The sequence below is a fragment of the Burkholderia sp. AU33545 genome (assembly GCF_020419685.1).
In the GTDB taxonomy this organism is placed as follows: Bacteria; Pseudomonadota; Gammaproteobacteria; order Burkholderiales; family Burkholderiaceae; genus Burkholderia; species Burkholderia diffusa.
The window spans coordinates 817,823-843,328 of record NZ_JAIZRQ010000002.1 but is presented as its reverse complement, the minus strand read 5'-3'; the positions used below and the strand labels follow the sequence as shown (position 1 = coordinate 843,328).

The following is a 25,506-nucleotide window of genomic DNA, read 5'->3' as shown; positions in this document are numbered from 1 at the left end:
AGCGGCATGACGACACTCGGCGCACTCGTGATCCTGTATCACCCGACCGACGCGCAGCTCGCGGCGCTCGGCACGTGGCGGCACGCGTGCGACGCGCTGCTCGTCGTCGACAACACGCCGCAGCCCGATCCGCGCGCAAGCGAACTGTGCGCGCGCGACGGCATCGCGCTGCTGCATCACGGCAATCGCGGAGGAGTCGCGGGCGCGTACAACGCGGGGCTCGCGGCGCTGTTTCGCGACAACGTCGATGCGGTCGCGCTGTTCGACCAGGATTCGTCCGTGCCGGCCGGTTACTTTGCGACGATGCGCGACGCCTGCGCGGGGCTCGCGGGGCGCGCATTCCTTGCCGGCCCGCGCATCTTCGACGAGAACGCGCGCAGCTTCCTGCCCGAGCTGGCGACCAACGGGATCGCGTTACGCCGGCTGCGCGTCGATCCCGATGCGCAATTGCAGCGCTGTGCGTTCCTGATCTCGTCGGGCTGCGTCGTGTCGCGCGCCGCGTTCGACGTGCTCGGCCGCTTCGACGAGACGCTGTTCATCGATCACGTCGATACCGAATACAGCTTCCGCGCGCTCGCGCGCAACGTGCCGCTCTACGTCGTGCCGTCGCTGGTGCTGCCGCACCGGATCGGCGCGAAGCAGCGTCACGCATTCGGCCCTTTCGAAATGACGTCGATGAATCACTCGTGGCAACGGCGCTACTACAGCGCACGCAATGCGGTGCAGCTCGGGATGCAGTACGGGCTGCGCTTTCCGGTGGCGATCGTGCCGAACCTGCTGACCATGTGGCAGGTCGTGCAGATCGCGCTCGTCGAGCGCGACAAGCGCGACAAGCTCGCCGGCATCCTGTTCGGTATCGCGGACGGCCTGTTCGGCCGGCTCGGTCCGCTCGAACGCACGCGGCCGCGTCTGGCCGCGCGCGCGCAGCGCGTCCAGCAGGGATGAGGGAAACGATGCGGCGTGTGAAAGAAAATGCGGCAGCGCTGGCGCGTGGCGTGAAGGGCGGTGCGTTGATCGGCGCCGCGGCGGCGGCGATGGCATTGGGCGGATGCGTGCCGACGGGCTTCCTGCCGTCGCTGTCGTTGCGCGCGCCGGCCGACGATGCGCTCGCGCACACGGCCGGCCCCGGCGTGAACGGTGCGTGGCCCGCACCCGACTGGGTGAAGCAACTGCAGGATCCGCAGCTCGACGCGCTGGTCGCCGAGGCATCGCAAAACAATCCCGACCTGCAGGTTGCTCAGGCGCGATTGCGGATCGCGCAGGCGCAGCTTCAGCAGTTCGATTCGTTGACGGGGCTGACGGGCACGGCCGGCGCAACGGTCAGCCGCGCGCGGATGCCGAAGCCGGGCGACGACGTCGCCAACGTTTCGGTCGGCGGCTATCGCGTGCCCGTCGAGATATTTGGCGATCCGAACGTATCGCCGTCGTCGGTGTTCGTCGGGCTCAACTACCAGCTCGACCTGTGGGGCAAGAACCGCGCGGCGACGAAGAGCCTGATGTCGCTGCGTGAAGCGGCGCGGGTCGAAGCCGAGCAGGTGCGGCTCACGCTGGCGGTCGCGATCGTCACCGTGTACTGCCAGCTCGACCAGGCGTACGCGACGCAGGATCTGCTGCAGCAGAAGCTGAAGGTCAGTCAGCGCGTGACGGCCGTGCTGCGCGAGCGAACCGCGCGCGGGCTCGACAACGCGTACGACGCGAGCGACGCATCGATCAAGCGCAGCAAACTGCTCGCGCAGATCGCGCTGAACGACGAGCAGATCAAGCTCGCGCAACTGCAGCTCGGTGTGCTGTCGGGCCGCGGCCCGGAGCGCGGGCTCGCGCTGCAGCGGCCGCGCGTCGGCGCATTGGCCGGCGGCGCGCTGCCCGCGCGGCTGCCGGCCGATCTGCTGGGCCGGCGGCCCGACATCGTCGCCGCGCGGCTGCGTGTCGAGGCCGCGTTCGCGAATGCCGATTCGACACGCGCGCAGTTCTATCCGGACGTGAATCTCGTCGCGCTCGGCGGCGTGTTCGCGCTGACGCCCGCGTCGCTGTTCTCGCGCGACGCGCTTGGCGGCTCCGTCGGCCCGGCGATCTCGCTGCCGGTGTTCGATCGCGGCCGGCTGAAGGCGAAGCTCGGCGCGGACGTCGCGCAGGCCGACGTCGCGATCGGCCTGTACAACAAGACCGTCGACGACGCGCTCGGTCAGGTCGCGCAGATCGTCACGTCTCTGCGTACGTCGCAGACGCTCGTCGCGCAGCAGCAGGACGCGGTCGCGGCCGCGCAAAAGATCGTGGAGATTGCGACTGACCGTCATCGGCGCGGCGTGCTGATGCAGAAGGACGTCGATGTCGCGGATCTCACGTTGATCGACGAGCGCGCACAGATGATCGCGTTGCTCGGCCGGCAGCGGACGCTGCGTGTCGGGTTGATCGGTGCGCTGGGCGGCGGGTTCGACGCGGGCGCGACGGTTGCGCAGGCGCCGACCGTGCATCGGGCGCGCGGCGGGCCTGCGAAGCGCGGCACTTCTATCGCCGCATCCGCAGCGCCCGCCGCGGCCGCTGCGCCCGCCGCCGCGACCACCAGCCAGTCGGTGGCGGGGCCGTCGGCCGATGCGCGTGCGCGGAGCGTGGCCGTCCCGCAGGTCGTCGCAGCGTCGAATGCGGCGGCTGCACGACGCGACGACGCGGCCCGCACGCCGGCCGGCGGCGCGACGCCCCGCGGCGCCCCCGTTTCCGCGCGCACGGCGGCAGTGAATCCAGCGCCGGGCCCGTCGGCCATGCCGCCGATCCCCTTGTTCCAGCATGACCGCCTGATCGTTACGCAAAGCGACTGATGCACCACGACAACCTTCATACCGCCGCGCTGCCGGCTGCCCTGAACGATCCCGCACTCGACGCGCGCCGGGCGACGCGCCGCAAGCGCTTCACGCTGTTCTTCGCGGTCGTGCTGCTGGCCGCGCTCGTCTGGATCGCGTTCTGGCTGTTGCATGACCGCTATTACGAAGACACCGACGACGCGTACGTCGCGGGCAGCATCGTGCAGGTCGCGGCGCAGATTCCGGGCACCGTGACCGACGTGCTGGTCGCCGATACGCAGGCCGTGCGTGCCGGGCAGACGCTGGTGCGGCTCGACGACACCGAGGCGTCCGTCGCGTTCGCGCAGGCGAAGGCGCAACTCGTGCAGGCCGTGCGGCAGGTCGCGAACGCGAAGATCTCGAACACGATGTACGTCGAAGCCGTGACCGCGCGCCAGGCCGACCTGTCGCTCGCGCAGCGCGCGCTCGCCGCGCGCTCGGGCGCGTCGGTCGAGATCGTCGCGCCGGAGGAACTGGCGCGCGCGCGCGCGGCGGTCGCCGGTGCGCAGGCCAATCTCGCGGCCGCACAGGCGCAGCTCGATGCGGCGCGCGCGCTCGGCACCCGGTTGCCCGTCGACGAAAGCCCGGCCGTCGTGCAGGCGGCCGCGCAGTTCAAGCTCGCGTACCGGAACCTGAAGCGCACGACGATCGTCGCGCCGGTCGACGGCACGATCGGTCAACGTTCGGTGCAGGTCGGCCAGCAGGTCGGGCCCGGCGTGCCGCTGATGTCGATCGTGCAGCTCAGTCAGTTGTGGATCGAGGCAAATTTCAAGGAAGGGCAGATCCGCCACATGCGCATCGGGCAGCCGGTCGAGATCGTGTCGGATCTCTACGGCTCGCGCGTGACCTATCGCGGCCGCGTGCAGGGCTTCTCGGCCGGCACCGGCAGCGCGTTCTCGATGCTGCCCTCGCAGAACGCGGCCGGCAACTGGATCAAGGTCGTGCAACGCGTGCCGGTCGTGATCGCGATCGATCCCCGCGATCTGGCTGCGCATCCGCTGCGGGTCGGGCTGTCGATGCGTGCGACGGTCGATACGCGCAACCGCGACGGCCATGCGCTCGACAGCGAGCCGCCGACGCCGGCCGTCAGTACGCGCGTGCACGACGGGGTGGCGAGCGACGCGGAAGCGGCGGCCGCCGCGATCGTTCGCGAGAATCAGGGCGGGTAACGCGCGCCCGACCGACGGGGCGGCCCGCTCGCGCCGATCGGCCGGGCGCGCGCTCACGCGTTCCGTGCCTTGCACGATCGCGCTCTCCGGCCGTCTTTCCTGACCCGACTTTCGTGTTTCCGCCATGGATGTCGGCACCGTTCAAACGCATGTCGCGTTTGAGACATCGGGGCCCCCACCTCCGGGACTACTCTCGAACAGCACGTTGCGTAGCGCCGCATCCGTCGGCGCGCGGCAGCGCCATCAACGAGACATGGAGACAATACGATGAGCAGCAATCGAGGTGTCGTCTATCTTGGGCCGGGCAAGGTCGAAGTGCAGAAGATCGATTATCCGAAAATGGTCGATCCGACCGGCCGCGCGATCGGCCACGGTGTCATCCTGAAAGTGGTGAGCACGAACATCTGCGGCTCCGACCAGCACATGGTGCGCGGCCGCACGACCGCTCCGGTCGGCCTCGTGCTCGGTCACGAGATCACGGGCGAAGTGGTCGAGGTGGGCCCGGACGTCGAGACGCTGAAGATCGGTGATCTCGTGTCGGTGCCGTTCAACGTCGCATGCGGCCGCTGCGCGATGTGCAAGGACACGCATACGGGTGTGTGCCTGAACGTGAACCCGTCGCGTGCCGGCGGTGCTTACGGCTACGTCGACATGGGCGGCTGGATCGGCGGCCAGGCCGAGTACGTGCTCGTGCCGTACGCGGACTTCAACCTGCTGAAATTCCCCGACCGCGACCAGGCGATGGCGAAGATTCGCGATCTGACCTGCCTGTCCGACATTCTTCCGACCGGCTATCACGGCGCGGTAAGCGCGGGCGTGAAGCCGGGCTCGACGGTCTACATTGCGGGTGCGGGCCCGGTCGGCATGGCGGCGGCCGCGTCGGCGCGCCTGCTCGGCGCGGCGGTGACGATCGTCGGCGACATGAACGCGGAACGCCTCGCGCACGCGCGGGCGATGGGCTTCGAGACGGTCGACCTGTCGAAGGACGCGTCGCTCGGCGAGCAGATCGAGCAGATCCTCGGCGTGCCGGAGATCGATTGCGCGGTCGACTGCGTCGGCTTCGAGGCGCACGGCCACGGTTCGTCGGGCCATTCCGAGGAAGCGCCCGCGACGGTGCTGAACTCGCTGATGGAAATCACGCGGCCGGCCGGCGCGATCGGCATCCCGGGCCTGTACGTGACGGACGATCCGGGCGCGAAGGACAAGGCCGCGCAGCACGGCAGCCTGAGCATCCGCTTCGGCCTCGGCTGGGCGAAGTCGCACTCGTTCTTCACGGGCCAGACGCCGGTGCTCAAGTACAACCGCAACCTGATGCAGGCAATCCTGTTCGACCGTCTGCCGATCGCGAAGATCGTCAACGTCGAAGTGATCTCGCTCGACCAGGCGCCGGAAGGCTACAAGAAGTTCGACGGCGGCGCGCCGCGCAAATTCGTGATCGATCCGCACGGCTTGCTGGCGGCCTGACGCACGAACGACGGGCACGAAGCGGGCGGCACCGGAGACGGTGCCGCCCGTTTTTCCTTGTGGGCGTGGCTGCGGTCGCCGTGCGCCGCGCGCTCAATGCCCGCGATAGATCATCGCCGTTTCGGCCCCGCTCGCCATCGCGCGCCGACCATGACGCGTATGCAGGGTCACGCGGCGTATCGCGTGCCCGCGTCGCGTCGCGGTGGCACCGCCTTTCCAGTCGGCGACGCGAATGCCGCCGCCGCGCGCGCTGTCCGGTCCGTGAACCGGCGGCGCGTGCCGCGCGAGCGTCGTCATCGGGCGTCCTGCCACGTGTCGGGGCGTGCCCGCATTGCCGGGCTGAGCGGCCTTGCTCGACCGATCGGCGTCGGTGTCGACATTGGCGTCGGCGAGCCGATCGGCGTCGACTGCCGCGCGCTCGGCCGGATGCATTGCCTGGACGGGTGCGGGCGCGGGCCCGACCGGCAACGTCGGCGCGTCAGCCGCATGCAGACTGGCGTAAGCCGTCACCGGGCGCGACGCGCCCGGTCCGCGACAGACGGGATCCACCCGGCACGTCCGGTCATACGTCACATAGCCGCCGACCAGCATCACGAGGGTCAGGATGCTCAGCAGCGGCGCGCTCGACGCGCGCGGCCGCTGGACCGCCGCGCCGCGCACCGCGGCTGCGACGCGCGACGACCACGTCGGGACGGGCTGCGCCTCGTGCGGAGGCGTGGCCTGCGCGGCGGGCGCATCGTCGTTCGATCGGCGCAGCGGCGCGAACGGCCAGCCTCCCTGTCCGCAGACGGGGCACTGCTCGCTGGCGCGGAACGCCATGAAGCCGCACTGCCGGCAGCGCTGGCTGACGGTGGCGCGCGGCTCGGCACGCAGGTTCAGTGCGCCGCGCAGCGTGTCGCGCGTGCGGACTTTCCGGTTGGGCAGGACTTGCATGATCGTTGCTACCTCGTCTGCTGTTGCCGCCCCGCGAGCCTTCCGATGGTGCGCATCGCGTCCTCGACGGCAGGGGTCCACGGTCGGCCATAGTTCAGCCGGACGTAGCGGTGAAAGGCGCCCGTCATCGAAAAGATCGGCCCGGGCGCGAGGCTGACCCCATTCTCCATCGCGTCGCCGAACAACTGCATCGCATCCACGTGCGGCGGCAATTCGATCCACAGGAAATATCCGCCGCGCGGGGCATACACCTCGGTGTCGGCCGGGAAGTACGCGCGAACGGCCGCGAGCATCTGCGCCTGGTGGGCCGCGAGGTTGAGCCGGAGCCTGCGCAGGAAGCGGTCGTACGCGCCGTTGCGCAGATAGCTGGACACGGCCATCTGCGCGGGCACGTCCGCCGCCGGCGCGCTCGCGTTCTTCACCTGCCTGATCTGCTTCACGTAACGTCCGGCGGCGACCCAGCCGACCCGGAAACCGGGGGCGAGGCACTTCGAGAACGAACCGCAATGCAGCACGAGCCCGTTGTCGTCATACAGTTTCGCGGGGCGCGTGGGCGTCGGGCCGAAATGTAGTTCTCCGAACACGTCGTCCTCGATCAGCGGCACCTGGTGCGATGCGAGCAGTTCGATCAGCCGGCGCTTGCGCTCGTCTGGCAGCGTCGCGCCGGTCGGGTTGTGGAACGAGGTCATGAACCAGCACGCGCGCACCGGATGCGTGTCGAGCACGTCGGCGAGCGCGTCGAGATCGAGGCCGGTGCGCGGATCAACCGGAATCTCGATGGCCTTCAGATGCAGCCGCTGCACGGCTTGCAGCACCGCGGGGAAGGCAGGGCGTTCGATCGCGACCAGGTCGCCAGGGCGCGTGAGCGCCTGCAGGCTCAGCGTCAGCGCTTCCGCCGCGCCGGTCGTGATGACGATTTCTTCCATCGGCAACGACGCGCCCGCGTTCAGGTACCGCAACGCAATCTGGCGGCGCAGCGCCTCGTTGCCGGGCGGCAGGCCGGCCAGCAGTTTCTCGCGGTCCATGTTGCGGGCGGCCGTCGCCGCATATCGCCACAGGCTGCTCATCGGAAACAGTGAATAGCTGGCGAACGCGGAACCCAGCGGCACGATGTCGTCGCGTTTGAGCGAGTCGATCAGCTGGAACAGCGCATCGTCGCCGCCGGTCTGCGATGCAGCCGGTTTGCGCGGTGTGTCGCGACCCGCGCGCACTCGCTTGTCATCGAGGTTCGCAACGAAATAACCGCAACGCGCGCGCGCGACGATCAAGCCCTCGCTTTCGAGCGCGTAGTACGCGCGAAATACGGTGGAAGGACTGACACGATAGGCGCTGCATGCCGAGCGCACGGTCGGAATGCGTGCGCCTGCCGGCAGGTCGCCGCGCCGGATCGAATCGGCAATCGTCTGTGCGAGCACCGCATATCGCTTCATGCCTGGCCTCCGGCCGATCGCGGCCGTCGCTGAAAAAAGAGTAGCACGGCGTCCGCCGCGTTCAATCCCGCCCCCAATCGTTCATCCGCAACCCGCTGATACGCACGTTTTCGGCCGACTCTGATCCTTTTCTTCAGACCAGCGAACCGGCATTCTTCGCAAGCCTTATTCCCGATGCGTGATCGATACGGTCTTCACGCCCCCTGACGGCGGATCCGTGACGACCGCGCACCATGTGCGGGACCGGGTGCGCAACGTCCTTACCTTACCCGGAAGCAATCAGCGTGAAATCGAAGTTCCTCGTCGCGGGCCTCGTCGCCGGCCTCGCGCTCAACCTGCTCGGCGGCGCCGCCGAAGCGGCCTGCATCAACAATCCCCCGACCCAATCCAATGCGTCGTTTCCCGCCGCACTGACCGGCAAGCTCGTCTATCACAGCTACGTCAAGTACGGCGACGGCACGAGCCAGCTGTTCCTGTACGACTTTTCGGCCCGCACGCTCACGCAGTTGAGCAAGAGCAGCTGGGGCATCACCGATCCGATGAACGGCGTGTTCAGCCCCGACGGCAAGTGGCTTGCGTTCATGGGCATCAGCAATGGCGCCTGGAACGTGTTCATGCTGCAGCTCGGCGCCGGCACGCCGCCGGTCAACCTGACGAACAGCACGGGCGCGACGCGCAACGAGGATCCGAAGTTCAGCGCCGACGGCAAGACGCTCGTGTTCAAGCAGAACGGCGACGTGAAGCAGGGCACGCTGTCGTACACGAGCACGGGCCCGGTGTTCACGTCGGTCGTGAGCCTGACCAACGCACCGGCGGGCGCCGAATACTCGATGCCGTTCCTCGCGCCGGACGCGAGCGCCGTCTACTACGCGACGGGCACCGGCTCGAACATGGGACTGATGAAGCGCACGATCACGACCGGCACGACGGCGGTGTTCGATCATCCGGCCGGTCTGCAGACCTACTATCCGATCGTACGCGGCGACGGCATGGTGTTCTACGCGCGCTGGAAGGACACGGGCGGTGCCGACCAGATCTATGCGAAGACCGCGGACCCGGCGTCGACGCCGAACGCGCTGCCGATCAGCGACTGCATGAGCAACAACTCCGATCCGGCGCCGGTGAGCGGCACGAACTACGTGTTCTTCTCGTCGACGACGGCGGGCGGCTACCAGCTCTATGTGGGCGACGTGACCACCGGCCAGCGCTGGAGTCTGTCGCAGTTCGGCGTGAATGCGGACACGACCAAGGCGAAGCTCGGCTCGAGCTACTACGGTGGCCCGGCCGCCGCGCAGCCGATGCTGCTGTCGCAAGGTCGTCCGGCTGCTGCGTCGGCGAGCTACAACGCATCGCTGACGGCGGACAAGGCGTTCGACGGCAACACGACGAGCACGCGCTGGGATTCGCCGGAAGGCGCGGGCGTCGATCCGCAATGGATCTCCGTCGATCTCGGCGCGGTGAAGAAGATCAGCAGCGTCGATCTCTACTGGGACGCGGGCGCGCTCGTCTACCAGATCCAGACGTCGACCGACAACGCGAACTGGACGACGGTCTACTCGACGAACAACGGCGTGTCGTACGGTCACGTCACGCTGCCGAACCTGAACGCGCAGGGCCGCTACGTGCGGATGCTCGGCACGAAGCGGGCGACGCAGTGGGGTTACTCGCTCGACGAAATGCAGGTGTGGGGATCGTAAGCACCAGCAAAAAGGCGGCCCTCGAGGCCGCCTTTTTTATCGCGCCGCGCCCGTGTCACGCGTGAATCACATGCGCCGGAAACGCCGGTCCGGCAGCCGCCGCGCCCTGCGCGAGCGGCGCGACCTGCTTGCGGCGCTCGCGCGTTGGCGCGACGCCGAACGCATCGCGATAGCTCTTGCTGAAGTGGCAGGCCGACTGGAAGCCGCACGCCATCGTGATGTGCATGATCGACATGTCGGTCTGCAGCAGCAACTCGCGCGCGCGGCGCAGCCGCAGCGTCAGGTAATAGTGCGTGGGCGTCATCCCGAGATGCTCGCGGAACAGGCGCTGCAGCTGGCGCTGCGACATGTTCGCGAGTCGTGCGAGTTCCTCGCGCGACAGCGGCTCCTCGATGTTGTTTTCCATCAGCGAGATCACTTCGAACAGCGACTTGTTCGCCGAGCCGAGCCGCGCGACGAGCGGCATCCGCTGTTGCGCGCTCGTGTCGCGCACGTGTTCGACGATGAACTGCTCGGCGATCTGCGTGACGCGCGCGGTGCCCACGCGCGCGGCGATCAGGTTCAGCATCATGTCGAGCGGCGCGACGCCGCCCGTGCACGTGATGCGGTCGCGGTCGACCACGAACAGTTCCTTCAGAAAGCGCGTGTCCGGAAACTCTTCCTTCAGCGCCGACATGTTTTCCCAGTGGATCGCGCATGCATAGCCCGCGAGCAGCCCCGACTTCGCGAGCGCATAGGTGCCGGTGCACAGGCTGCCGAGCGGCAGTCCCATGCGCGCGAAGCGGCGCAGCGTCGACAGATGGGCGGGCGTGGTCGCGCGTTGCACGTCGACACCGCCGCACACGAATACGATATCCGGCTGCCCCACGCATTCGGCCGGGCCCGTGTCGACCGTGAGGCCGTTGCTCGCCGTGACCGGGCCGCCTTCCGGGCTGATGATCGACCAGCGATAGAGCGGCTGGCCGCTCAGGTAGTTCGCCATCCGAAGCACCTCGATCGCATTGGTGAACGCGATCATCGTGAAGTTCGGTAAAGGCATGAACGCGAAGTGGGACAGCGACGCTGTGCGGTCGGGCGACATGGGGGGCGTTCCTTGAATCTCTAATAGCTTTTGGCCCGAGAGGCACGGGTCGGGCTGCCGTATTGTGTGAGCGAGCGCAACAAGCGTGCCATACGGCTAAACCCTAGCTGCATACGTCGTAAGGGTGGAAGGCGGATGCTGCACTGCACCGTAAACGGGCTGCGCTGCACCCTTGACGCGCAGCTCAGGCACCGGCGAAGTGCCTGTCCGTGGACAAACCGCACACGCCGGTTTGCTTCGTCATCGGAAAAAGCACGACCGGTCACTTGTACAAAACGGACGCGCATGGCGGAAAAGGCAAAGAACGCGTCTAAATTCATCAATCCGCCGAAAATCCGAACGACAAGAATAGAGCCGTCGGCAGCCTTGCACTGGATGCGCTGGAAACCCAGGCATGGCGGGCCTCGAGCTTCGGTTGCACGCCCTTTATTCTTCGTCACGGACGCACTATGTCGAACACCCAGCCTTTCTTCTCGCAGCCCCTCGCCGAGCGCGACGCTCCGGTGCGCAGCGCCATCCTGAAGGAGCTCGAGCGCCAGCAGTCGCAAGTCGAGCTGATCGCGTCGGAAAACATCGTGTCGCGCGCGGTGCTGGAGGCGCAGGGTTCGGTGCTGACCAACAAGTATGCGGAAGGCTATCCGGGCAAGCGTTACTACGGCGGCTGCGAATTCGCGGACGAGGTGGAGGCGCTGGCGATCGAGCGCGTGAAGCAGATCTTCAACGCCGGCTACGCGAACGTGCAGCCGCACTCGGGCGCGCAGGCGAACGGGTCAGTGATGCTCGCGCTGGCGAAGCCGGGCGACACCGTGCTCGGCATGTCGCTGGACGCCGGCGGCCACCTGACGCACGGCGCCAAGCCGGCGCTGTCGGGCAAGTGGTTCAATGCCGTGCAATACGGCGTGAACCGCGACACGATGCGTATCGACTACGACCAGGTTGAAGCGCTCGCGCACGAGCACAAGCCGAACCTGATCATCGCCGGCTTCTCGGCGTACCCGCGCGCGCTGGACTTCGCGCGCTTCCGTGCGATCGCCGACAGCGTCGGCGCGAAGCTGATGGTCGACATGGCGCACATCGCGGGCGTGATCGCCGCCGGCCGCCATGCGAACCCGGTCGAGCATGCGCACGTCGTCACGTCGACCACGCACAAGACGCTGCGCGGTCCGCGCGGCGGCTTCGTGCTGACCAACGACGAAGAGATCGCGAAGAAGATCAACTCGGCCGTGTTCCCCGGCCTGCAAGGCGGCCCGCTGATGCACGTGATCGCCGGCAAGGCCGTCGCGTTCGGCGAAGTGCTGCACGCGGACTTCAAGACCTACATCGACAACGTGCTCGCGAACGCGCAGGCGCTTGGCGAAGTGCTGAAGGCGGGCGGCGTGGACCTCGTCACCGGCGGCACCGACAACCACCTGCTGCTGGTCGACCTGCGCCCGAAGGGCCTGAAGGGCGCGCCGGTCGAGCAGGCGCTGGAACGGGCGGGCATCACCTGCAACAAGAACGGCATTCCGTTCGACACCGAGAAGCCGACCGTCACGTCGGGCATCCGCCTCGGCACGCCGGCCGGCACGACGCGCGGCTTCGGCGTCGCGGAGTTCCGCGAGGTCGGCCGCCTGATTCTCGAAGTGTTCGACGCGCTGCGCGCGAACCCGGAAGGCGACCACGCGACCGAACAGCGCGTGCGCCGCGAGATTTTCGCGCTCTGCGAGCGCTTCCCGATTTACTGATCGACGACCCCCACAAAAGCAGAAACTGGAGCGAGAGGCAGATATGAGCACGCTGCATCAGGACAGCATCATCATCGACGGACTGAACATCTCGAAGTTCGAGAAGCCGGTGTTCGAGGACATGCGCAAGGGTGGCATCACGGCCGCGAACTGCACGGTGTCGGTGTGGGAGAACTTCACCAAGACCGTCGACAACATCGGCGTGATGAAGAAGAAGATCCGCGACAACGGCGAACTGCTGACGCTGGTGCGCACGACCGACGACATCTTCCGTGCGAAGAAGGAAGGCAAGACCGGCATCATCCTCGGCTTCCAGAACGCGCACGCATTCGAGGACAACCTCGGCTACATCGAGGCGTTCGCCGACATGGGCGTGCGCGTCGTGCAGCTTTGCTACAACACGCAGAACCTGGTCGGCACGGGCTGCTACGAGCGTGACGGCGGCCTGTCCGACTTCGGCCGCGAAGTGATCACCGAGATGAACCGCGTCGGCATCATGGTCGACCTGTCGCATGTGGGCGGCAACACGTCGTCGGAAGCGATCGCGTTCTCGAAGAAGCCGGTGTGCTACTCGCACTGCCTGCCGTCGGGCCTGAAGGAACATCCGCGCAACAAGAGCGACGCACAGCTGAAGGAAATCGCCGACGCCGGCGGCTTCGTCGGCGTGACGATGTTCGCGCCGTTCCTGAAGCGCGGGATCGAGGCGAACATCGACGACTACATCGAGGCGATCGACTACGTCGTGAACCTGATCGGCGAAGACGCGGTCGGCATCGGCACGGACTTCACGCAGGATTTCGCGAAGGAATTCTTCGACATGCTGACGCACGACAAGGGCCGCTATCGCCAGCTGACGAACTTCGGCAAGGTGATCAACCCGGACGGCATCCGCACGATCGGCGAATTCCCGAACCTGACCGCGGCGATGGAACGCCACGGCTGGAAGGAGTCGCGCATCCGCAAGATCATGGGCGAGAACTGGGTGCGCGTGTTCAAGGACGTGTGGGGCGCGTAAGCGCCCGCCGACCCGAACCGCCGCCCGCGATTCAACACAAGAACAATCGGGACGTGCCGGCGCTTGCAGCGCGGGCACGCGGACGATGTCGTGCCTGCGCCAGAACCGCGCGGCCTTTTTTCCTCACGGAGTCACCACGATGCAACCGCAACTGCCGATCAACGTCGATCCCGATACCGGCGTCTGGACCACCGACGCGCTGCCGATGCTGTACGTGCCGCGCCACTTCTTCACGAACAACCATGTCGCCGTCGAAGAAGCGCTCGGCGTCGAGGCGTATGCCGAGATCCTCTACAAGGCCGGCTACAAGTCCGCATACCACTGGTGCGACAAGGAAGCGAAGCTGCACGGGCTGACCGGCATGGCCGTGTTCGAGCACTACCTGAAGCGCCTGTCGCAACGCGGCTGGGGCCTGTTCTCGATCATCGAGGCCGATCCGGCCAGCGCGCGCGCGAAGATCGAGCTGCGCCACTCGTCGTTCGTGCTCCAGCAGCCGGGCAAGGAAGGCAAGCTCTGCTACATGTTCGCGGGCTGGTTCGCCGGCGCGATGGACTGGGTCAACGACACGACGCCGGAAGGCAAGGGCGCGCCGCGCGCGCAATCGAAGGAAGTGCAGTGTGCGGCCGAGCACCACGACCACTGCGTCTTCGAAGTGTCACCGATCGCGCACTGATGCGCTGACATCACGACACAGCAACACAACAACACCCGCAACACGAGACATTCGAACGCCAGAGGTCGCCTGCGATGCGTTATCCCCACCTGTTCAAACCCATGCAGCTGAACCAGCTGACGCTGCGCAACCGGATCGTCAGCACCGCGCACGCGGAGGTGTATGCCGAGCCGGGCGGCCTGCCGGGCGACCGCTACATCCGCTATTACGAAGAGAAGGCGAAGGGTGGCGTCGGCCTCGCGATCTGCGGCGGCTCGAGCCCCGTGTCGATCGACAGCCCGCAGGGCTGGTGGAAGTCGGTGAACTTGTCGAACGACAAGATCATCGACCCGCTTACACGTCTGGCCGACACGATGCACAAGCACGGCGCGAAGATCATGATCCAGGCGACGCACATGGGCCGCCGCTCGTCGTTCCATGGCGAGCACTGGCCGCATCTGATGTCGCCGTCGGGCGTGCGCGAGCCGGTGCACCGCGGCAACGCGAAGATCATCGAGATCGAGGAAATCCGCCGCATCATCGGCGACTTCGCGGCGGCCGCGAAGCGCGTGAAGGCAGCCGGCATGGACGGCATCGAGATCTCCGCCGCGCACCAGCACCTGATCGACCAGTTCTGGAGCAAGCGTTCGAACCATCGCACCGACGAATGGGGCGGCAGCCTCGAAAACCGTCTGCGCTTCGGCATCGAAGTGCTGACGGCCGTGCGCGAAGCGGTCGGCAAGGACTTCTGCGTCGGCCTGCGGATGTGCGGCGACGAATTCCACGAGGACGGTCTCGATCACGAGGCACTGAAGGAAATCGCGCAGGCGATGTCGGAGACCGGCCTGATCGACTACCTGAGCGTGGTCGGGTCGGGCGGCGACACGCACAACACGATCGCCAACTGCATGCCGCCGATGGCGCTGCCGCCGGAGCCGTTCGTGCACCTCGCGGCCGGCATCAAGTCGGTGGTGAAGATTCCCGTGATGCACGCGCAGAGCATCCGTGACGCGGGCCAGGCCGAGCGCCTGCTCGCCACCGGCATGATCGACCTGGTCGGCATGACGCGCGCGCAGATCGCCGATCCGCACATGGTGATCAAGATCCGCGACGGCCGGGAAGACGAAATCAAGCAGTGCGTCGGCGCGAACTACTGCATCGACCGCCAGTACAACGGCCTCGACGTGCTCTGCATCCAGAACGCCGCGACGTCGCGCGAAGCGACGATGCCGCACATCATCGAGAAGTCGCGCGGCCCGAAGCGCAAGGTGGTGGTGGTCGGCGCGGGCCCCGCGGGGCTCGAGGCCGCACGCGTCGCGAAGCTGCGCGGCCACGACGTGGTGCTGTTCGAGAAGAACACCGAAGTGGGCGGCCAGGTGATGATCGCCGCGAAGGCGCCGCAGCGCGAACAGATGTCCGGGATCATTCGCTGGTTCGACATGGAAACCAAGCGCCTGGGCGTTGATCGCCGCCTGGGCGTCGCCGCCGACGAGAAGATGATCATGGCCGAGAAGCCGGACATCGTCGTGCTCGCGACCGGCGGCTCGAGCTTCACGTGGCAGGTGCCGGCCTGGGGCGTGGCCGAAGGGCTGGCCGTCAGCTCGTGGGACATCCTGACCGGCAAGGTCGAGCCGAAGCAGAACGTGCTGCTGTTCGACGGCGTGAGCACGCATGCGGGCGCCGGCGTGGCGGACTTCATGGCCAGCCGCGGCTCGAAGGTCGAGGTCGTGACCCCCGACGTGAAGGTGGCCGACGATTGCGGCGGCACGACGTTCCCGATCTTCTATCGCCGCCTGTATGCGCTCGGCGTGATCCCGACGCCGAACACCATGCTCGATCGCGTGTACGAGGAAAACGGCAAGATGATCGCCGTGCTGCGCAACGAATACACCGAGGAACTGGAAGAGCGCGCGGTCGACCAGGTGGTGATCGAGAACGGTTCGTCGCCGAATGACGAGCTGTACTGGAAGCTCAAGCCGGAGTCGGTGAACCACGGCCAGATCGATCCGCACACGCTGTTCGCGGCCGAGCCGCAGCCGTGCCTGTCGGAAGAACTGGGCAACGGCCGCTTCCTGCTGTTCCGTGTCGGCGACTGCATCTCGATGCACAACGTCCACGGTGCGATCTACGACTCGCTGCGCCTCGTCAAGGATTTCTAAAGATGAATCCGGCTTTCCTCATTACCGCACTGCTGTGGCTGTCGGTGGCGGGGCTCGCGTTCGCGGTCGCGAAGCGCTCGTCCTACTGGCGTCTCGGGCGCGCGACGGCGCCCGGCTCGTTCGGCGTCGCGAACCTGTTCGCGATCCCGAAGCGCTATTTCGTCGACCTGCACCACGTGGTTGCCCGCGATCCGTACATCGCGAAGACCCACGTCGCGACCGCCGGCGGCGCGATCGCCGCGCTCGCGCTGGTGTTCGTCAACTACGGCCTGGCGATCTACTCGCCGTGGCTCGACAAGCTGATCTTCCTCGCGGCGCTCGCGATGCTCGTCGGCGTGGTGTTCGTCTGGCGCCGCCGCGCGGCCAAGGACGTGCCGGCCCGCCTGTCGCGCGGCCCGTGGAACGCGCTGCCCTGGCTGCTCGGCTCGTTCGCGCTCGGCCTCGTGCTGTTCATGGTCGTGCCGGCCGGCGCGATGTCGGGTGCGTTCGCGGTGCTCTGCGCGCTGCTGATCGGCGCCGGTGCATTCACGATGACCGTCGGCGCCGCGAAGGGCGGCCCGATGAAGCACGCGATCGCCGGCCTGCTGCACCTCGCATTCCACCCGCGCCAGGAACGATTCGCGGCCACCCGCGAATCGTTCACGGGCAACGGCACGGCCACGCCGCCGACCGCGCTGAAGCTGCCGGACATCGAGCACGAGGAGTATGGCGTCGCGAAGCCGGTCGAATTCCGCTGGAACCAGCTGCTGAGCTTCGACGCGTGCGTGCAGTGCGGCAAGTGCGAGGCCGCGTGCCCCGCGTTCGCATCGGGCCAGCCGCTGAACCCGAAGAAACTGATCCAGGATCTCGTCGTCGGCATGGCGGGCGGCACCGATGCCGCGTACGCCGGCAGCCCGACGCCGGGCCTCGCGGTCGGCCAGCATCGCGGCGAGCCGAACGGCCCGATCGTGTCCGGCCTGATCGAGGAGCAGACGCTCTGGTCGTGCACGACCTGCCGTGCCTGCGTGCAGGAGTGCCCGATGCTGATCGAGCACGTCGACGCGATCGTCGACATGCGCCGCAACCGCACCCTGGTGCACGGCACGGTGCCGGGCAAGGGCCAGGAAGTGCTCGCGAACCTGCGCGAGACCGGCACGATGGGCGGCTACGACACGGCTGCACGTTACGACTGGTCGGTCGACCTGAACGCACCCGTCGCGCAACCCGGCAAGCCGGTCGATGTGCTGTTCGTCGCCGGTGAAGGTGCGTTCGACATGCGTTACCAGCGTACGCTGCGCGCATTCGTGAAGGTGCTGAACAAGGCGGGCGTCGACTACGCGGTGCTCGGCGGGACCGAGACCGACACCGGCGACGTCGCACGTCGCCTCGGCGACGAAGCGACGTTCCAGCAGATGGCGAAGCGCCTGATCGGCACGCTCGGCTCGCTGTCGTACAAGCAGATCGTGACGGCCGACCCGCACGTGATGCACAGCCTGCGCAACGAATACCGCGCGCTCGGGCTGCGCGTGACGGTCAAGCATCACACGACTTACCTCGCGGAGCTGGCCGACAGCGGCAAGATCGCACCGAAGGCCGTCGAGGCGCTGCGCGAGAAGCGCACCACGTATCACGACCCGTGCTACCTCGGCCGCTACAACGGCGAGACGGAATCGCCGCGCAAGCTGCTGAAGACGATCGGCATCCAGGTCGTCGAGATGGAGCGCAACGGCATGCGCGGCCGCTGCTGCGGCGGTGGCGGCGGCGCGCCGCTGACCGACATCCCGGGCAAGCAGCGCATTCCCGACATCCGCATCGCCGACGCGCGCGCCATTGGCGCGGACGTGGTCGCGGTCGGATGCCCGAACTGCACGGCGATGCTCGAAGGCGTCGTGGGCCCGCGCCCCGACGTGCTCGACGTGGCCGAACTCGTTGCCGCCTCGCTGGAGTGAATCGATGAACACGATCAAACGAATCGATCCGCGCCGGCCGTTCATCATCACGGCCGCGGGCCTGAAGCGCATCACGCTGGGCGAGGAAGGCAGCGCCGACGCGAGCGCCACGCAGTGGTCCGCGCACGGTCACGGCGCCGCGGCCGCGAAGCCGCGCCGCGCGGTGCAGGACCCGAAGCACGTGATGCTGGTGGTGGCGCACACCGAGCGCGGCGCGCTCGACGACCATGCGCGGCAGGCGGTCGCCGCCGCCGCGGTACTCGCCGACGCGCAGACGGAAGTCGCGCTGCTGGCGTTCGGCGAACTGAAGGATGACGCAGCGGAGCTCGGCGTCGACAAGCTGATCGAGCTGGCCGACTTCGACCGTCGCGCCTTTGCGCCCGAAAGCGAATTGCAAGCGTTGCAGGCCTGCGCCGCGGCGCTCGCGCCGAAGCACGTGTTCGTGCCCGACAACGCGACCGGCGACGGCGACCTGGGCCGGCGTTACGCGGCGGCTGCCGGCGCGAGCGTCGCGACCCACGTGGTCGAAATCGACGCGAAGCACGTTGGCGCGTATGCGCAGGCCGGCCGTGCGTTCGCGACGCGCGGCTTGCCCGACGTGATCCTGCTTGCGCAGAACGCGGTCGAAGCAAAACTGCCGTTCGTCGGTGCCGGCGAGCGCCTGGCCGCCGACTTCATCCGCCCGGCCGGCGACGCGGCGCAACCGTACCGCGATCTCGGCCTCGAGGAAATCGACGCGGCGCAGGTCGCGCTGGAGGAAGCCGACTTCATCGTGTCGGCCGGCAACGGCGTGTCCGACATCGGCGCGTTCGAGCGGCTCGCCGGCGCATTCGGCGCGGCGATCGGCGCGAGCCGCGTCGCGGTCGACAACGGTCACTTCACGCGCGACAAGCAGGTGGGCGCGACCGGCAAGACGGTCGAGGCCAGCGTGTACATCGCGTTCGGCATCTCGGGCGCGGTGCAGCACTTGCAGGGGATCAAGGACTGCCGCCACGTGATCGCGGTCAACCTCGACGGCAGCGCGCCGATCGCCAAGCGCGCGAACCTGACGGTGGTGGGCGACGCGCAGGCGACGATCGCCGCGCTGATCGAACAGGTGCAGGCCGCGCGCGCGTCGCGCGGACAATCGCCGACCGCGGTCGGCGCCCGTGAATCCGAAGGAGTCGCAGCATGAACGCCCCCCGCCAGTTGCAACGCATCGCGGTGCTCGTCTCCGTGGGCCGGCACCCGGTCAGCGGCACCGCGCGCTACAGCCGCAACGACGCGGCCGCGCTCGAGGTCGGCCGTCAGCTCGCGGAGCGGCATCGCGCCCAGCTCGACGTGCTCCATGCGGGAGACCCCGCGAATGAAGCGCTTGCTGAATACCTCGCGCTCGGTGCGCGGCAGGTCGAGGTGCTGGCCTGCCACGACGGCGACGATGCCGCGCATGCGCTCGCCGCGCGCGTCGAAGGCTACGACCTCGTGCTGACCGGCACCCGCGCCGAGGGCGCGTACGACACCGGGATGCTGCCGTATCGCGTCGCCGCGACGCTCGGCTATCCGCTCGTCGGCGCGGCCGTCGACGTGACCGTCGACGGCGGCCGCGCGGCGGTCCGGCAATTCTTGCCGAAAGGGTTGCGGCGGCGCGTCGACGCGGCGCTGCCTGCCGTCGTCGCGGTCCATCCGCTCGCCAACGTGGCGCCGCGCTACGCGTATGCGCGGCTGCGGGCCGGGGCGATCCGCCCGGCGCTGACGTCGACCGGCGCGGATGCAGATGCCAGCGCGTGGAAGGTTGGCCCGATCGAGCGTAAACCCGTAAAGCTGGTCGCCGCCGAGAAGCGCTCCGGGCATGCCCGGATGCTGTCGGCGACGACGACCGAAAGCCGCGGCGGCAACGTCGTAAATGAAGGGAGTTCAGTCGAAAAAGCACAAGTGATCCTCGCGTATTTGCGCGAGCATCAGCTCATCGACTACTGATTTTGATGCCTGTCGGCAACCACACTGGGACGCAAGGAATCCGGAGCAAACGATGAAAGTATCGGCAGACATTCGTGCACTGATCGAGCGACGCAAGGAAGGTTACAGCCTCGAAGCGCCGTTCTATACGAGCGAGGAAATCTTCGCCCTCGACATGGAGGCGATTTTCCGCCAGCACTGGATCCAGGTTGCGGTCGAACCGGACATTCCCGAGCCGGGCGACTACCTGACCGTGGAACTGGGCAGCGACTCGATCCTGATCGTGCGCGACGACGACATGGAAATCCGCGCGTTCCACAACGTGTGCCGCCACCGCGGCGCGCGCCTGTGCAACGAGGATAAAGGCTCGGTCGGCAACATCGTGTGCCCGTACCACAGCTGGACCTACAACCTGACGGGCCAGCTGATGTTCGCCGAGCACATGGGCGAGCAGTTCGATCGCTGCAAGCACAGCCTGAAGTCGGTGCACGTGCAGAACCTCGCGGGGCTGATCTTCATCTGCCTCGCCGAGGAGCCGCCGGTCGATTTCGCGCAGCTGCGCGCCCAGATGGAGCCGTATCTGCTGCCGCACGATCTGCCGAGCACGAAGATCGCCGCACAGATCGACATCATCGAGGAAGGCAACTGGAAGCTCACGATGGAGAACAACCGCGAGTGCTATCACTGCGTCGCGAACCATCCCGAGCTGACGATCTCGCTGTACGAATACGGCTTCGGCTACCAGCGCTCCGACGCGAACGCCGAAGGCATGGACGCATTCGCGGAAACCTGCGTGCGCCGTGGCAAGGAGTGGGCCGAGATGGGCCTGCCGTCCGCCGAAATCGAAAAGCTGAGCGACGTGACGGGCTTCCGCACGCAGCGCCTGCCGCTCGACCGCCACGGCGAATCGCAGACGCTCGACGCGAAGGTCGCGTCGAAGAAGCTGCTCGGCAAGTTCGAACAGGCCGACCTCGGTGGCCTGTCGTTCTGGACGCAGCCGAACTCGTGGCACCACTTCATGAGCGATCACATCGTGACGTTCTCGGTGATTCCGCTGTCGGCCGGCAAGACGCTCGTGCGTACCAAGTGGCTCGTGCACAAGGACGCGAAGGAAGGCATCGACTACGACGTGAAGAACCTGACGGCCGTGTGGAACGCGACCAACGACCAGGATCGCGCGCTCGTCGAGTTCTCGCAGCGCGGCGCGACCAGCAGCGCGTACGAGCCGGGCCCGTATTCGCCGTACACGGAAGGTCTCGTCGAAAAATTCTCGGCCTGGTACATCGGCCGGCTCGCCGAAAAGACCGGCGCGTAGTAGTCAGCGGAACAGCAAGCGGAGTTACACATGATGCGAGATGCGGCCAATTTCGAGCCGGCGGACAGCCGGGTTACACACCCGGCGTTCTGGAACGCGCTCCCCGAGCGCTGGACGAGCGACGTCGAGGAAACGCTGGTGTGCTGCCACGTGCGGCAGGAAACCCACGACGTGAAGAGCTTCTTCTTCCGTTCGCCGCAGGGCCGTGCGTTCTCGTTCGAGCCCGGGCAGTTCATCACGCTCGAGCTCGACATCGAAGGCGAGACGATCAACCGGTGCTACACGATCTCGTCGTCGCCGGCGCGGCCGCACACGATCTCGATCACCGTCAAGCGCGTGCCGGGCGGCAAGGTGTCGAACTGGCTGCACGACAACCTGCAGCCGGGCGCGTCGGTGCGTGTGCTCGGCCCGGCCGGCGAATTCACGTGCGCGCGGCATCCGGCGCGCAAGTATTTGTTCCTGTCGGCCGGTTCGGGCGTCACGCCGCTGATGTCGATGAGCCGCGCGCACCATGATCTTGCAGAGGATCGCGACATCCTGTTCGTGCACAGCGCACGCACGCCGGACGACATCATCTTCGCGCGCGAACTCGATCTGATCGCGTCGAACCATACGAATTTCCGCACGTCGTTCGTCGTCGAGCGTGTCGGTGCACGCACCAACTGGCCGGGCGTCACGGGCTTCCTGACGCTGCCGCTGCTGAAACTGATCGCACCGGACTTCATGGAGCGCGAGATCTTCACGTGCGGCCCCGCGCCATACATGAAGGCCGTGCGCGACCTGCTCGACGAAGCCGGCTTCGATCGCAAGCAGTATCACGAGGAAAGCTTCTCGTTCGAAACGCTCGCGCAGACCGCGAGCGACGACGTGCTCGCCGAACTCGTGCCGGCCGCCGACGGCGCCGATGCCGCGACGAAGCAGTACACGGTCAGCTTCGCGAAGAGCAACCGCGAGATCTCGTGCGGCTCCGAGCAGCACGTGCTCGACGCGGCGCGCCAGTCGGGCGTGCGGCTGCCGGCGTCGTGCACGCAGGGCATGTGCGGCACCTGCAAGGTGAAGCTCGTGTCGGGGCAGGTCGAGATGAAGCACAACGGCGGCATCCGCCAGCGCGAGATCGATCAGGGGATGGTGCTGCTGTGCTGCAGCAAGCCGCTGTCGGATCTTGTGATCGACAAATAGTCAAAAAAAAGCCATTGCATGTCCGGGGGCGTCGCGTCGCGCCCGGACAAGCATCCGTCGGAAAACAACGATACCGCGGAATTGTGGTTGAAGAACCTAGAGAGACAACGCGCACGGTGCGCATTTCAAGGAGATCGACCATGAAGTTGTTCGGAAAACTGTTGTGGACCGGCGCACTGTCGGCGATGGTGGCACTGAGCGCGTCGGCGCTCGCCGATACGAAGCCCACGCTGAAGATCGGCTACGTCGAGGGCTGGGACGACAGCGTCGCGACGTCGAACGTCGCGGCTCGCGTGATCGAGAAGAAGCTCGGCTACCAGGTCCAGCTCGTACCGGTCGCTGCCGGGATCATGTGGCAGGGCGTGGCACGCGGCGACCTCGACGCGACGCTGTCCGCGTGGCTGCCCGTCACGCACGGTTCCTACTGGGGCGAATACAAGGCGAAGGTTGTCGATCTCGGCGCGAACTTCCCCGACGCGAAGATCGGCCTGATCGTCCCCGACTACGTGAAGGCGAAGAGCATTGACGACCTGAATGCCGAGAAAAGCAGCTTCGGCGGCCGGATCGTCGGCATCGACGCGGGCGCGGGCGTGATGCGCAAGACCGACGAAGCGATCAAGAGCTACGGCCTGAACTACACGCTGATGCCGAGCTCGGGCAGTGCGATGACGGCCGAGCTGTCGCGCTCCGTCGGCGCGAACAAGCCGGTGATCGTGACCGGCTGGGCGCCGCACTGGATGTTCGCGAAGTGGAAGCTGCGCTTCCTCGAGGATCCGAAGAAGGTGTTCGGCGGCGCGGAGCACGTCGACAGCGTCGTGAACCCGCAGCTCGAAACGAAGGCCAAGCCGGTCGTCGCGTTCCTGAAGAAGTTCCAGTGGAAGCCGGGCGAGATCGACAGCGTGATGCTCGCGATCCAGAACGGCTCGAAGCCGGAAGCGGCCGCCGATGCATGGATTGCGGCGCATGCGGATCGCGTGAATTCGTGGACTGAAGGCGCACAGTAAGACCGCGGCGATTCGTCGCGCGAAATCATAAAACAACACGCCGGGAGTGGCCCGCAGGAATCCGAAATAATCGTGAATTCATGCGGCCATATCCCGGTTTTCTATTTCCGATTCTGCAAAAATGCGCGTAAGTTGTTACACTAGCGCCCTTGTGCGGAATCATCTGCTTTGCATCGGACCGGAGTAAGCGCTGAAGCGCTCACGCTGATCGAGAGGAGGAATTGGATGAATCAGGCAGGACTGCGTGCTAATCGCACCAGTGGTGTTGAGGCAACCATCTCACATGATTCGACGGGCCACACGCTGCACCGTGGCCTGACTTGGAAAGACGCATTCTGGGTAACGAGCGGTGTGCCGGCAGGCGTGCTGTTCACGATCGGCGGCGTATGCGCGACGATCGGCCAGCCCGCGTGGGCGATCTGGATCGCCGCGATCACGATGGGGCTGATTCAAAGCGCGACTTATGCGGAAATATCGGGGCTATTTCCCCATAAATCGGGCGGCGCGTCGGTGTATGGCGCGATCGGCTGGGTTCGATACAGCAAGCTGATTGCCCCGGTTTCCGTGTGGTGCAACTGGCTCGCGTGGTCGCCGATGCTCGCGCTCGGCTGCGGCCTCGCGGCGAGCTATGCGCTCACGAGTCTCTTTCCCGCCGATGCGGCGGTGCTGCACTGGCAGCTCAAGGTTGCGGACCTCGGGTTCATCAAGCCGGGTCTTTCCCTTCGGATCAACGCGACATTCATCATCGCGACGATTCTGCTTCTCATCACGTTCAAACTGCAGCACAGCGGCGCGTCGAAGGCGGCGCGCACGCAGCGCATCCTCGGCATCGCGTCGCTCACGCCGCTCTTGATCGTCGGCATCGTGCCGTTCGTCACCGGCGACGTGCCGATGTCGAACCTGCTTCCGCTGCTGCCGCTCGGTCATGATGCGCAAGGCAACCTCACGACCGCGACCTTCGGGTCGTGGAACGGGCAGGGCGTCACGATGGCGCTCGGCGCGATGTTCATGGCCGGCTGGGCGTCGTACGGCTTCGAGACGGCCGTCTGCTATACGCGTGAATTCCGTGATCCGCGTCGCGACACCGCGAAAGCGATCTTCTGGTCGGGCGCGCTGTGTCTCGTCGTGATGACGCTCGTGCCGATGGCGTTCCAGGGCGCACTCGGCACGCAGGCGATGCTCGATCCGTCGATCGGCGACGGCACCGGCGTCGCGGCCGCGATGGCGAAGATCGTCGGCGGCGGCGCATGGGTCGCGAATGCGGTCGTCGTGATGCTGATGCTGTCGATCCTGCTGATCGTGATGACGTCGATGATGGGCTCGTCGCGCACGCTGTACCAGGCATCGGTCGACGGCTGGCTGCCGAAGTATCTGTCGCACGTGAACGAGCACGGCTCGCCCACGCGGGCGATGTGGACCGATCTCGGCTTCAACCTCGTGTTGCTGATGATGTCGGACTACATGACGGTGCTGTCGATCTCGAACGTCTGCTACATGCTGTTCGTATTCCTGAACCTTCAGTCCGGCTGGATCCACCGGATGGATCGCGGCAACTGGGATCGGCCGTTCCGCTGCCCGACCTGGCTGCTCGTCGCCGGTTCGATCTGCGGCTACGCGAACCTCGTCTATGTCGGCGCGGGTGCGAACCTGCAAGGCGAAGGCACGCTGCGCAACGGGCTGATCGCGATGCTGCTGATCGTGCCGGTGTTTCTCTATCGCCACTACTGGCAGGATCGCGGCCGTTTCCCCGCGCAGATGCAGCGCGACATGGAGCTCGAGGTGCCGAAGCGCGCGATGTGGCTGAACCTGATGCCGTATGCGGCGCTGGTCGGCGCGGGCCTCACGATCTGGCTGTCGTACCACTTCGCGTGGGTGAAGTGAGCACCTGACCACGGCACGCGCGGCGCGTGACGAATCCGGACACCGCACCCGGAGCCGTCGCGCGAAGCGTCGAACGTCAGGCGATGAAAAACCCGACCGGTTGTTG

The 25,506-nt window shown here is 66.9% G+C and carries 19 protein-coding genes; 16 read left to right on the top strand and 3 right to left on the bottom strand.

What is annotated here, in order from left to right:
- The first annotated feature begins 6 nt into the window (after positions 1-6).
- The 4 genes from LGM71_RS09710 (at position 7) to fdhA (ending at position 5,467) form a co-directional block, all read left to right on the top strand.
- Positions 7-945, top strand: coding sequence for a glycosyltransferase family 2 protein (locus LGM71_RS09710; protein WP_226114732.1), 939 nt, complete (start codon positions 7-9; stop codon positions 943-945).
- 8 nt (positions 946-953) lie between these two features.
- Positions 954-2,813, top strand: a complete 1,860-nt coding sequence (locus LGM71_RS09705) for an efflux transporter outer membrane subunit (RefSeq protein WP_226114731.1) — start codon at positions 954-956, stop codon at positions 2,811-2,813.
- Positions 2,813-4,003 (top strand): efflux RND transporter periplasmic adaptor subunit, encoded by a 1,191-nt coding sequence (locus LGM71_RS09700; protein WP_226114730.1) that lies wholly within the window; start codon positions 2,813-2,815, stop codon positions 4,001-4,003. Before LGM71_RS09705 ends, LGM71_RS09700 begins: the two co-directional genes overlap by 1 nt.
- Positions 4,004-4,270: 267 nt before the next feature.
- Positions 4,271-5,467, top strand: coding sequence for a formaldehyde dehydrogenase, glutathione-independent (gene fdhA, locus LGM71_RS09695; RefSeq protein ID WP_059600256.1), 1,197 nt, complete (start codon positions 4,271-4,273; stop codon positions 5,465-5,467).
- Positions 5,468-5,560: 93 nt separating this feature from the next.
- On the opposite strand, the gene LGM71_RS09690 is transcribed toward fdhA, so the two are convergent.
- Positions 5,561-6,400 carry an ATP-dependent serine protease gene (locus tag LGM71_RS09690; protein ID WP_226114729.1) on the bottom strand — a complete coding sequence of 280 codons (840 nt, stop codon included), beginning with the start codon at positions 6,398-6,400 and terminating at the stop codon, positions 5,561-5,563.
- Positions 6,401-6,408: 8 nt separating this feature from the next.
- Positions 6,409-7,830 carry a PLP-dependent aminotransferase family protein gene (locus LGM71_RS09685; RefSeq protein WP_124622143.1) on the bottom strand — a complete coding sequence of 474 codons (1,422 nt, stop codon included), beginning with the start codon at positions 7,828-7,830 and terminating at the stop codon, positions 6,409-6,411.
- A gap of 284 nt (positions 7,831-8,114) precedes the next feature.
- On the opposite strand from LGM71_RS09685, the gene LGM71_RS09680 reads away from it, so the two are divergent.
- Positions 8,115-9,527, top strand: coding sequence for a discoidin domain-containing protein (locus LGM71_RS09680; protein WP_174906558.1), 1,413 nt, complete (start codon positions 8,115-8,117; stop codon positions 9,525-9,527).
- Between the two features lie 55 nt (positions 9,528-9,582).
- Here LGM71_RS09680 and LGM71_RS09675 read toward each other — a convergent pair whose 3' ends face one another.
- The gene (locus LGM71_RS09675; protein WP_226114728.1) at positions 9,583-10,608 is read right to left on the bottom strand and encodes a GlxA family transcriptional regulator; all 1,026 of its coding nucleotides are present in this window, start codon (positions 10,606-10,608) and stop codon (positions 9,583-9,585) included.
- A 449-nt stretch (positions 10,609-11,057) separates the two neighbouring features.
- On the opposite strand from LGM71_RS09675, the gene LGM71_RS09670 reads away from it, so the two are divergent.
- The 11 genes from LGM71_RS09670 (at position 11,058) to LGM71_RS09620 (ending at position 25,400) form a co-directional block, all read left to right on the top strand.
- The gene (locus LGM71_RS09670; protein WP_059600252.1) at positions 11,058-12,332 is read left to right on the top strand and encodes a serine hydroxymethyltransferase; all 1,275 of its coding nucleotides are present in this window, start codon (positions 11,058-11,060) and stop codon (positions 12,330-12,332) included.
- Positions 12,333-12,375: 43 nt separating this feature from the next.
- The gene (locus tag LGM71_RS09665) at positions 12,376-13,347 is read left to right on the top strand and encodes a dipeptidase (RefSeq protein ID WP_034186088.1); all 972 of its coding nucleotides are present in this window, start codon (positions 12,376-12,378) and stop codon (positions 13,345-13,347) included.
- A gap of 139 nt (positions 13,348-13,486) precedes the next feature.
- Positions 13,487-14,020 carry a DUF5943 domain-containing protein gene (locus LGM71_RS09660; RefSeq protein ID WP_006488993.1) on the top strand — a complete coding sequence of 178 codons (534 nt, stop codon included), beginning with the start codon at positions 13,487-13,489 and terminating at the stop codon, positions 14,018-14,020.
- 74 nt (positions 14,021-14,094) lie between these two features.
- The gene (locus tag LGM71_RS09655) at positions 14,095-16,158 is read left to right on the top strand and encodes an NADH:flavin oxidoreductase (RefSeq protein WP_059600250.1); all 2,064 of its coding nucleotides are present in this window, start codon (positions 14,095-14,097) and stop codon (positions 16,156-16,158) included.
- A 2-nt stretch (positions 16,159-16,160) separates the two neighbouring features.
- On the top strand, positions 16,161-18,086 hold the full coding sequence (locus LGM71_RS09650; protein ID WP_124622137.1) for a (Fe-S)-binding protein: 1,926 nt from the start codon (positions 16,161-16,163) through the stop codon (positions 18,084-18,086).
- Between the two features lie 4 nt (positions 18,087-18,090).
- Entirely contained in the window at positions 18,091-19,260 is a 1,170-nt protein-coding gene (locus LGM71_RS09645; RefSeq protein ID WP_175816071.1) for an electron transfer flavoprotein subunit alpha/FixB family protein, read from the top strand.
- Positions 19,257-20,042, top strand: a complete 786-nt coding sequence (locus LGM71_RS09640; RefSeq protein ID WP_226114727.1) for an electron transfer flavoprotein subunit beta/FixA family protein — start codon at positions 19,257-19,259, stop codon at positions 20,040-20,042. The genes LGM71_RS09645 and LGM71_RS09640 overlap by 4 nt, the downstream gene beginning before the upstream one ends.
- Before the next feature lie 52 nt (positions 20,043-20,094).
- Complete coding sequence (locus tag LGM71_RS09635; RefSeq protein ID WP_226114726.1) at positions 20,095-21,336, top strand: aromatic ring-hydroxylating oxygenase subunit alpha; 1,242 nt, start codon at positions 20,095-20,097, stop codon at positions 21,334-21,336.
- Positions 21,337-21,366: 30 nt separating this feature from the next.
- Positions 21,367-22,515, top strand: coding sequence for a hybrid-cluster NAD(P)-dependent oxidoreductase (locus tag LGM71_RS09630; RefSeq protein WP_226114725.1), 1,149 nt, complete (start codon positions 21,367-21,369; stop codon positions 22,513-22,515).
- Positions 22,516-22,655: 140 nt separating this feature from the next.
- Positions 22,656-23,519: a glycine betaine ABC transporter substrate-binding protein gene (locus tag LGM71_RS09625; RefSeq protein WP_059692033.1), complete on the top strand. Its 864-nt coding sequence runs from the start codon at positions 22,656-22,658 to the stop codon at positions 23,517-23,519.
- 225 nt (positions 23,520-23,744) lie between these two features.
- Positions 23,745-25,400: an APC family permease gene (locus LGM71_RS09620; RefSeq protein WP_174906551.1), complete on the top strand. Its 1,656-nt coding sequence runs from the start codon at positions 23,745-23,747 to the stop codon at positions 25,398-25,400.
- The last annotated feature ends 106 nt before the right edge of the window (positions 25,401-25,506 follow it).

Bases quoted from the DNA above. Each gene is read 5' to 3' on its own strand.
- LGM71_RS09630 (WP_226114725.1), top strand. From the start codon at position 21,367: ATGATGCGAGATGCGGCCAATTTCGAGCCGGCGGACAGCCGGGTTACA.
- LGM71_RS09660 (WP_006488993.1), top strand. From the start codon at position 13,487: ATGCAACCGCAACTGCCGATCAACGTCGATCCCGATACCGGCGTCTGG.
- LGM71_RS09625 (WP_059692033.1), top strand. From the start codon at position 22,656: ATGAAGTTGTTCGGAAAACTGTTGTGGACCGGCGCACTGTCGGCGATG.
- LGM71_RS09710 (WP_226114732.1), top strand. From the start codon at position 7: ATGACGACACTCGGCGCACTCGTGATCCTGTATCACCCGACCGACGCG.
- LGM71_RS09690 (WP_226114729.1), bottom strand. From the start codon at position 6,400: ATGCAAGTCCTGCCCAACCGGAAAGTCCGCACGCGCGACACGCTGCGC.
- LGM71_RS09685 (WP_124622143.1), bottom strand. From the start codon at position 7,830: ATGAAGCGATATGCGGTGCTCGCACAGACGATTGCCGATTCGATCCGG.
- LGM71_RS09700 (WP_226114730.1), top strand. From the start codon at position 2,813: ATGCACCACGACAACCTTCATACCGCCGCGCTGCCGGCTGCCCTGAAC.
- fdhA (WP_059600256.1), top strand. From the start codon at position 4,271: ATGAGCAGCAATCGAGGTGTCGTCTATCTTGGGCCGGGCAAGGTCGAA.
- LGM71_RS09620 (WP_174906551.1), top strand. From the start codon at position 23,745: ATGAATCAGGCAGGACTGCGTGCTAATCGCACCAGTGGTGTTGAGGCA.
- LGM71_RS09635 (WP_226114726.1), top strand. From the start codon at position 20,095: ATGAAAGTATCGGCAGACATTCGTGCACTGATCGAGCGACGCAAGGAA.
- LGM71_RS09640 (WP_226114727.1), top strand. From the start codon at position 19,257: ATGAACGCCCCCCGCCAGTTGCAACGCATCGCGGTGCTCGTCTCCGTG.
- LGM71_RS09675 (WP_226114728.1), bottom strand. From the start codon at position 10,608: ATGTCGCCCGACCGCACAGCGTCGCTGTCCCACTTCGCGTTCATGCCT.
- LGM71_RS09650 (WP_124622137.1), top strand. From the start codon at position 16,161: ATGAATCCGGCTTTCCTCATTACCGCACTGCTGTGGCTGTCGGTGGCG.
- LGM71_RS09665 (WP_034186088.1), top strand. From the start codon at position 12,376: ATGAGCACGCTGCATCAGGACAGCATCATCATCGACGGACTGAACATC.
- LGM71_RS09705 (WP_226114731.1), top strand. From the start codon at position 954: ATGCGGCGTGTGAAAGAAAATGCGGCAGCGCTGGCGCGTGGCGTGAAG.
- LGM71_RS09670 (WP_059600252.1), top strand. From the start codon at position 11,058: ATGTCGAACACCCAGCCTTTCTTCTCGCAGCCCCTCGCCGAGCGCGAC.
- LGM71_RS09645 (WP_175816071.1), top strand. From the start codon at position 18,091: ATGAACACGATCAAACGAATCGATCCGCGCCGGCCGTTCATCATCACG.
- LGM71_RS09655 (WP_059600250.1), top strand. From the start codon at position 14,095: ATGCGTTATCCCCACCTGTTCAAACCCATGCAGCTGAACCAGCTGACG.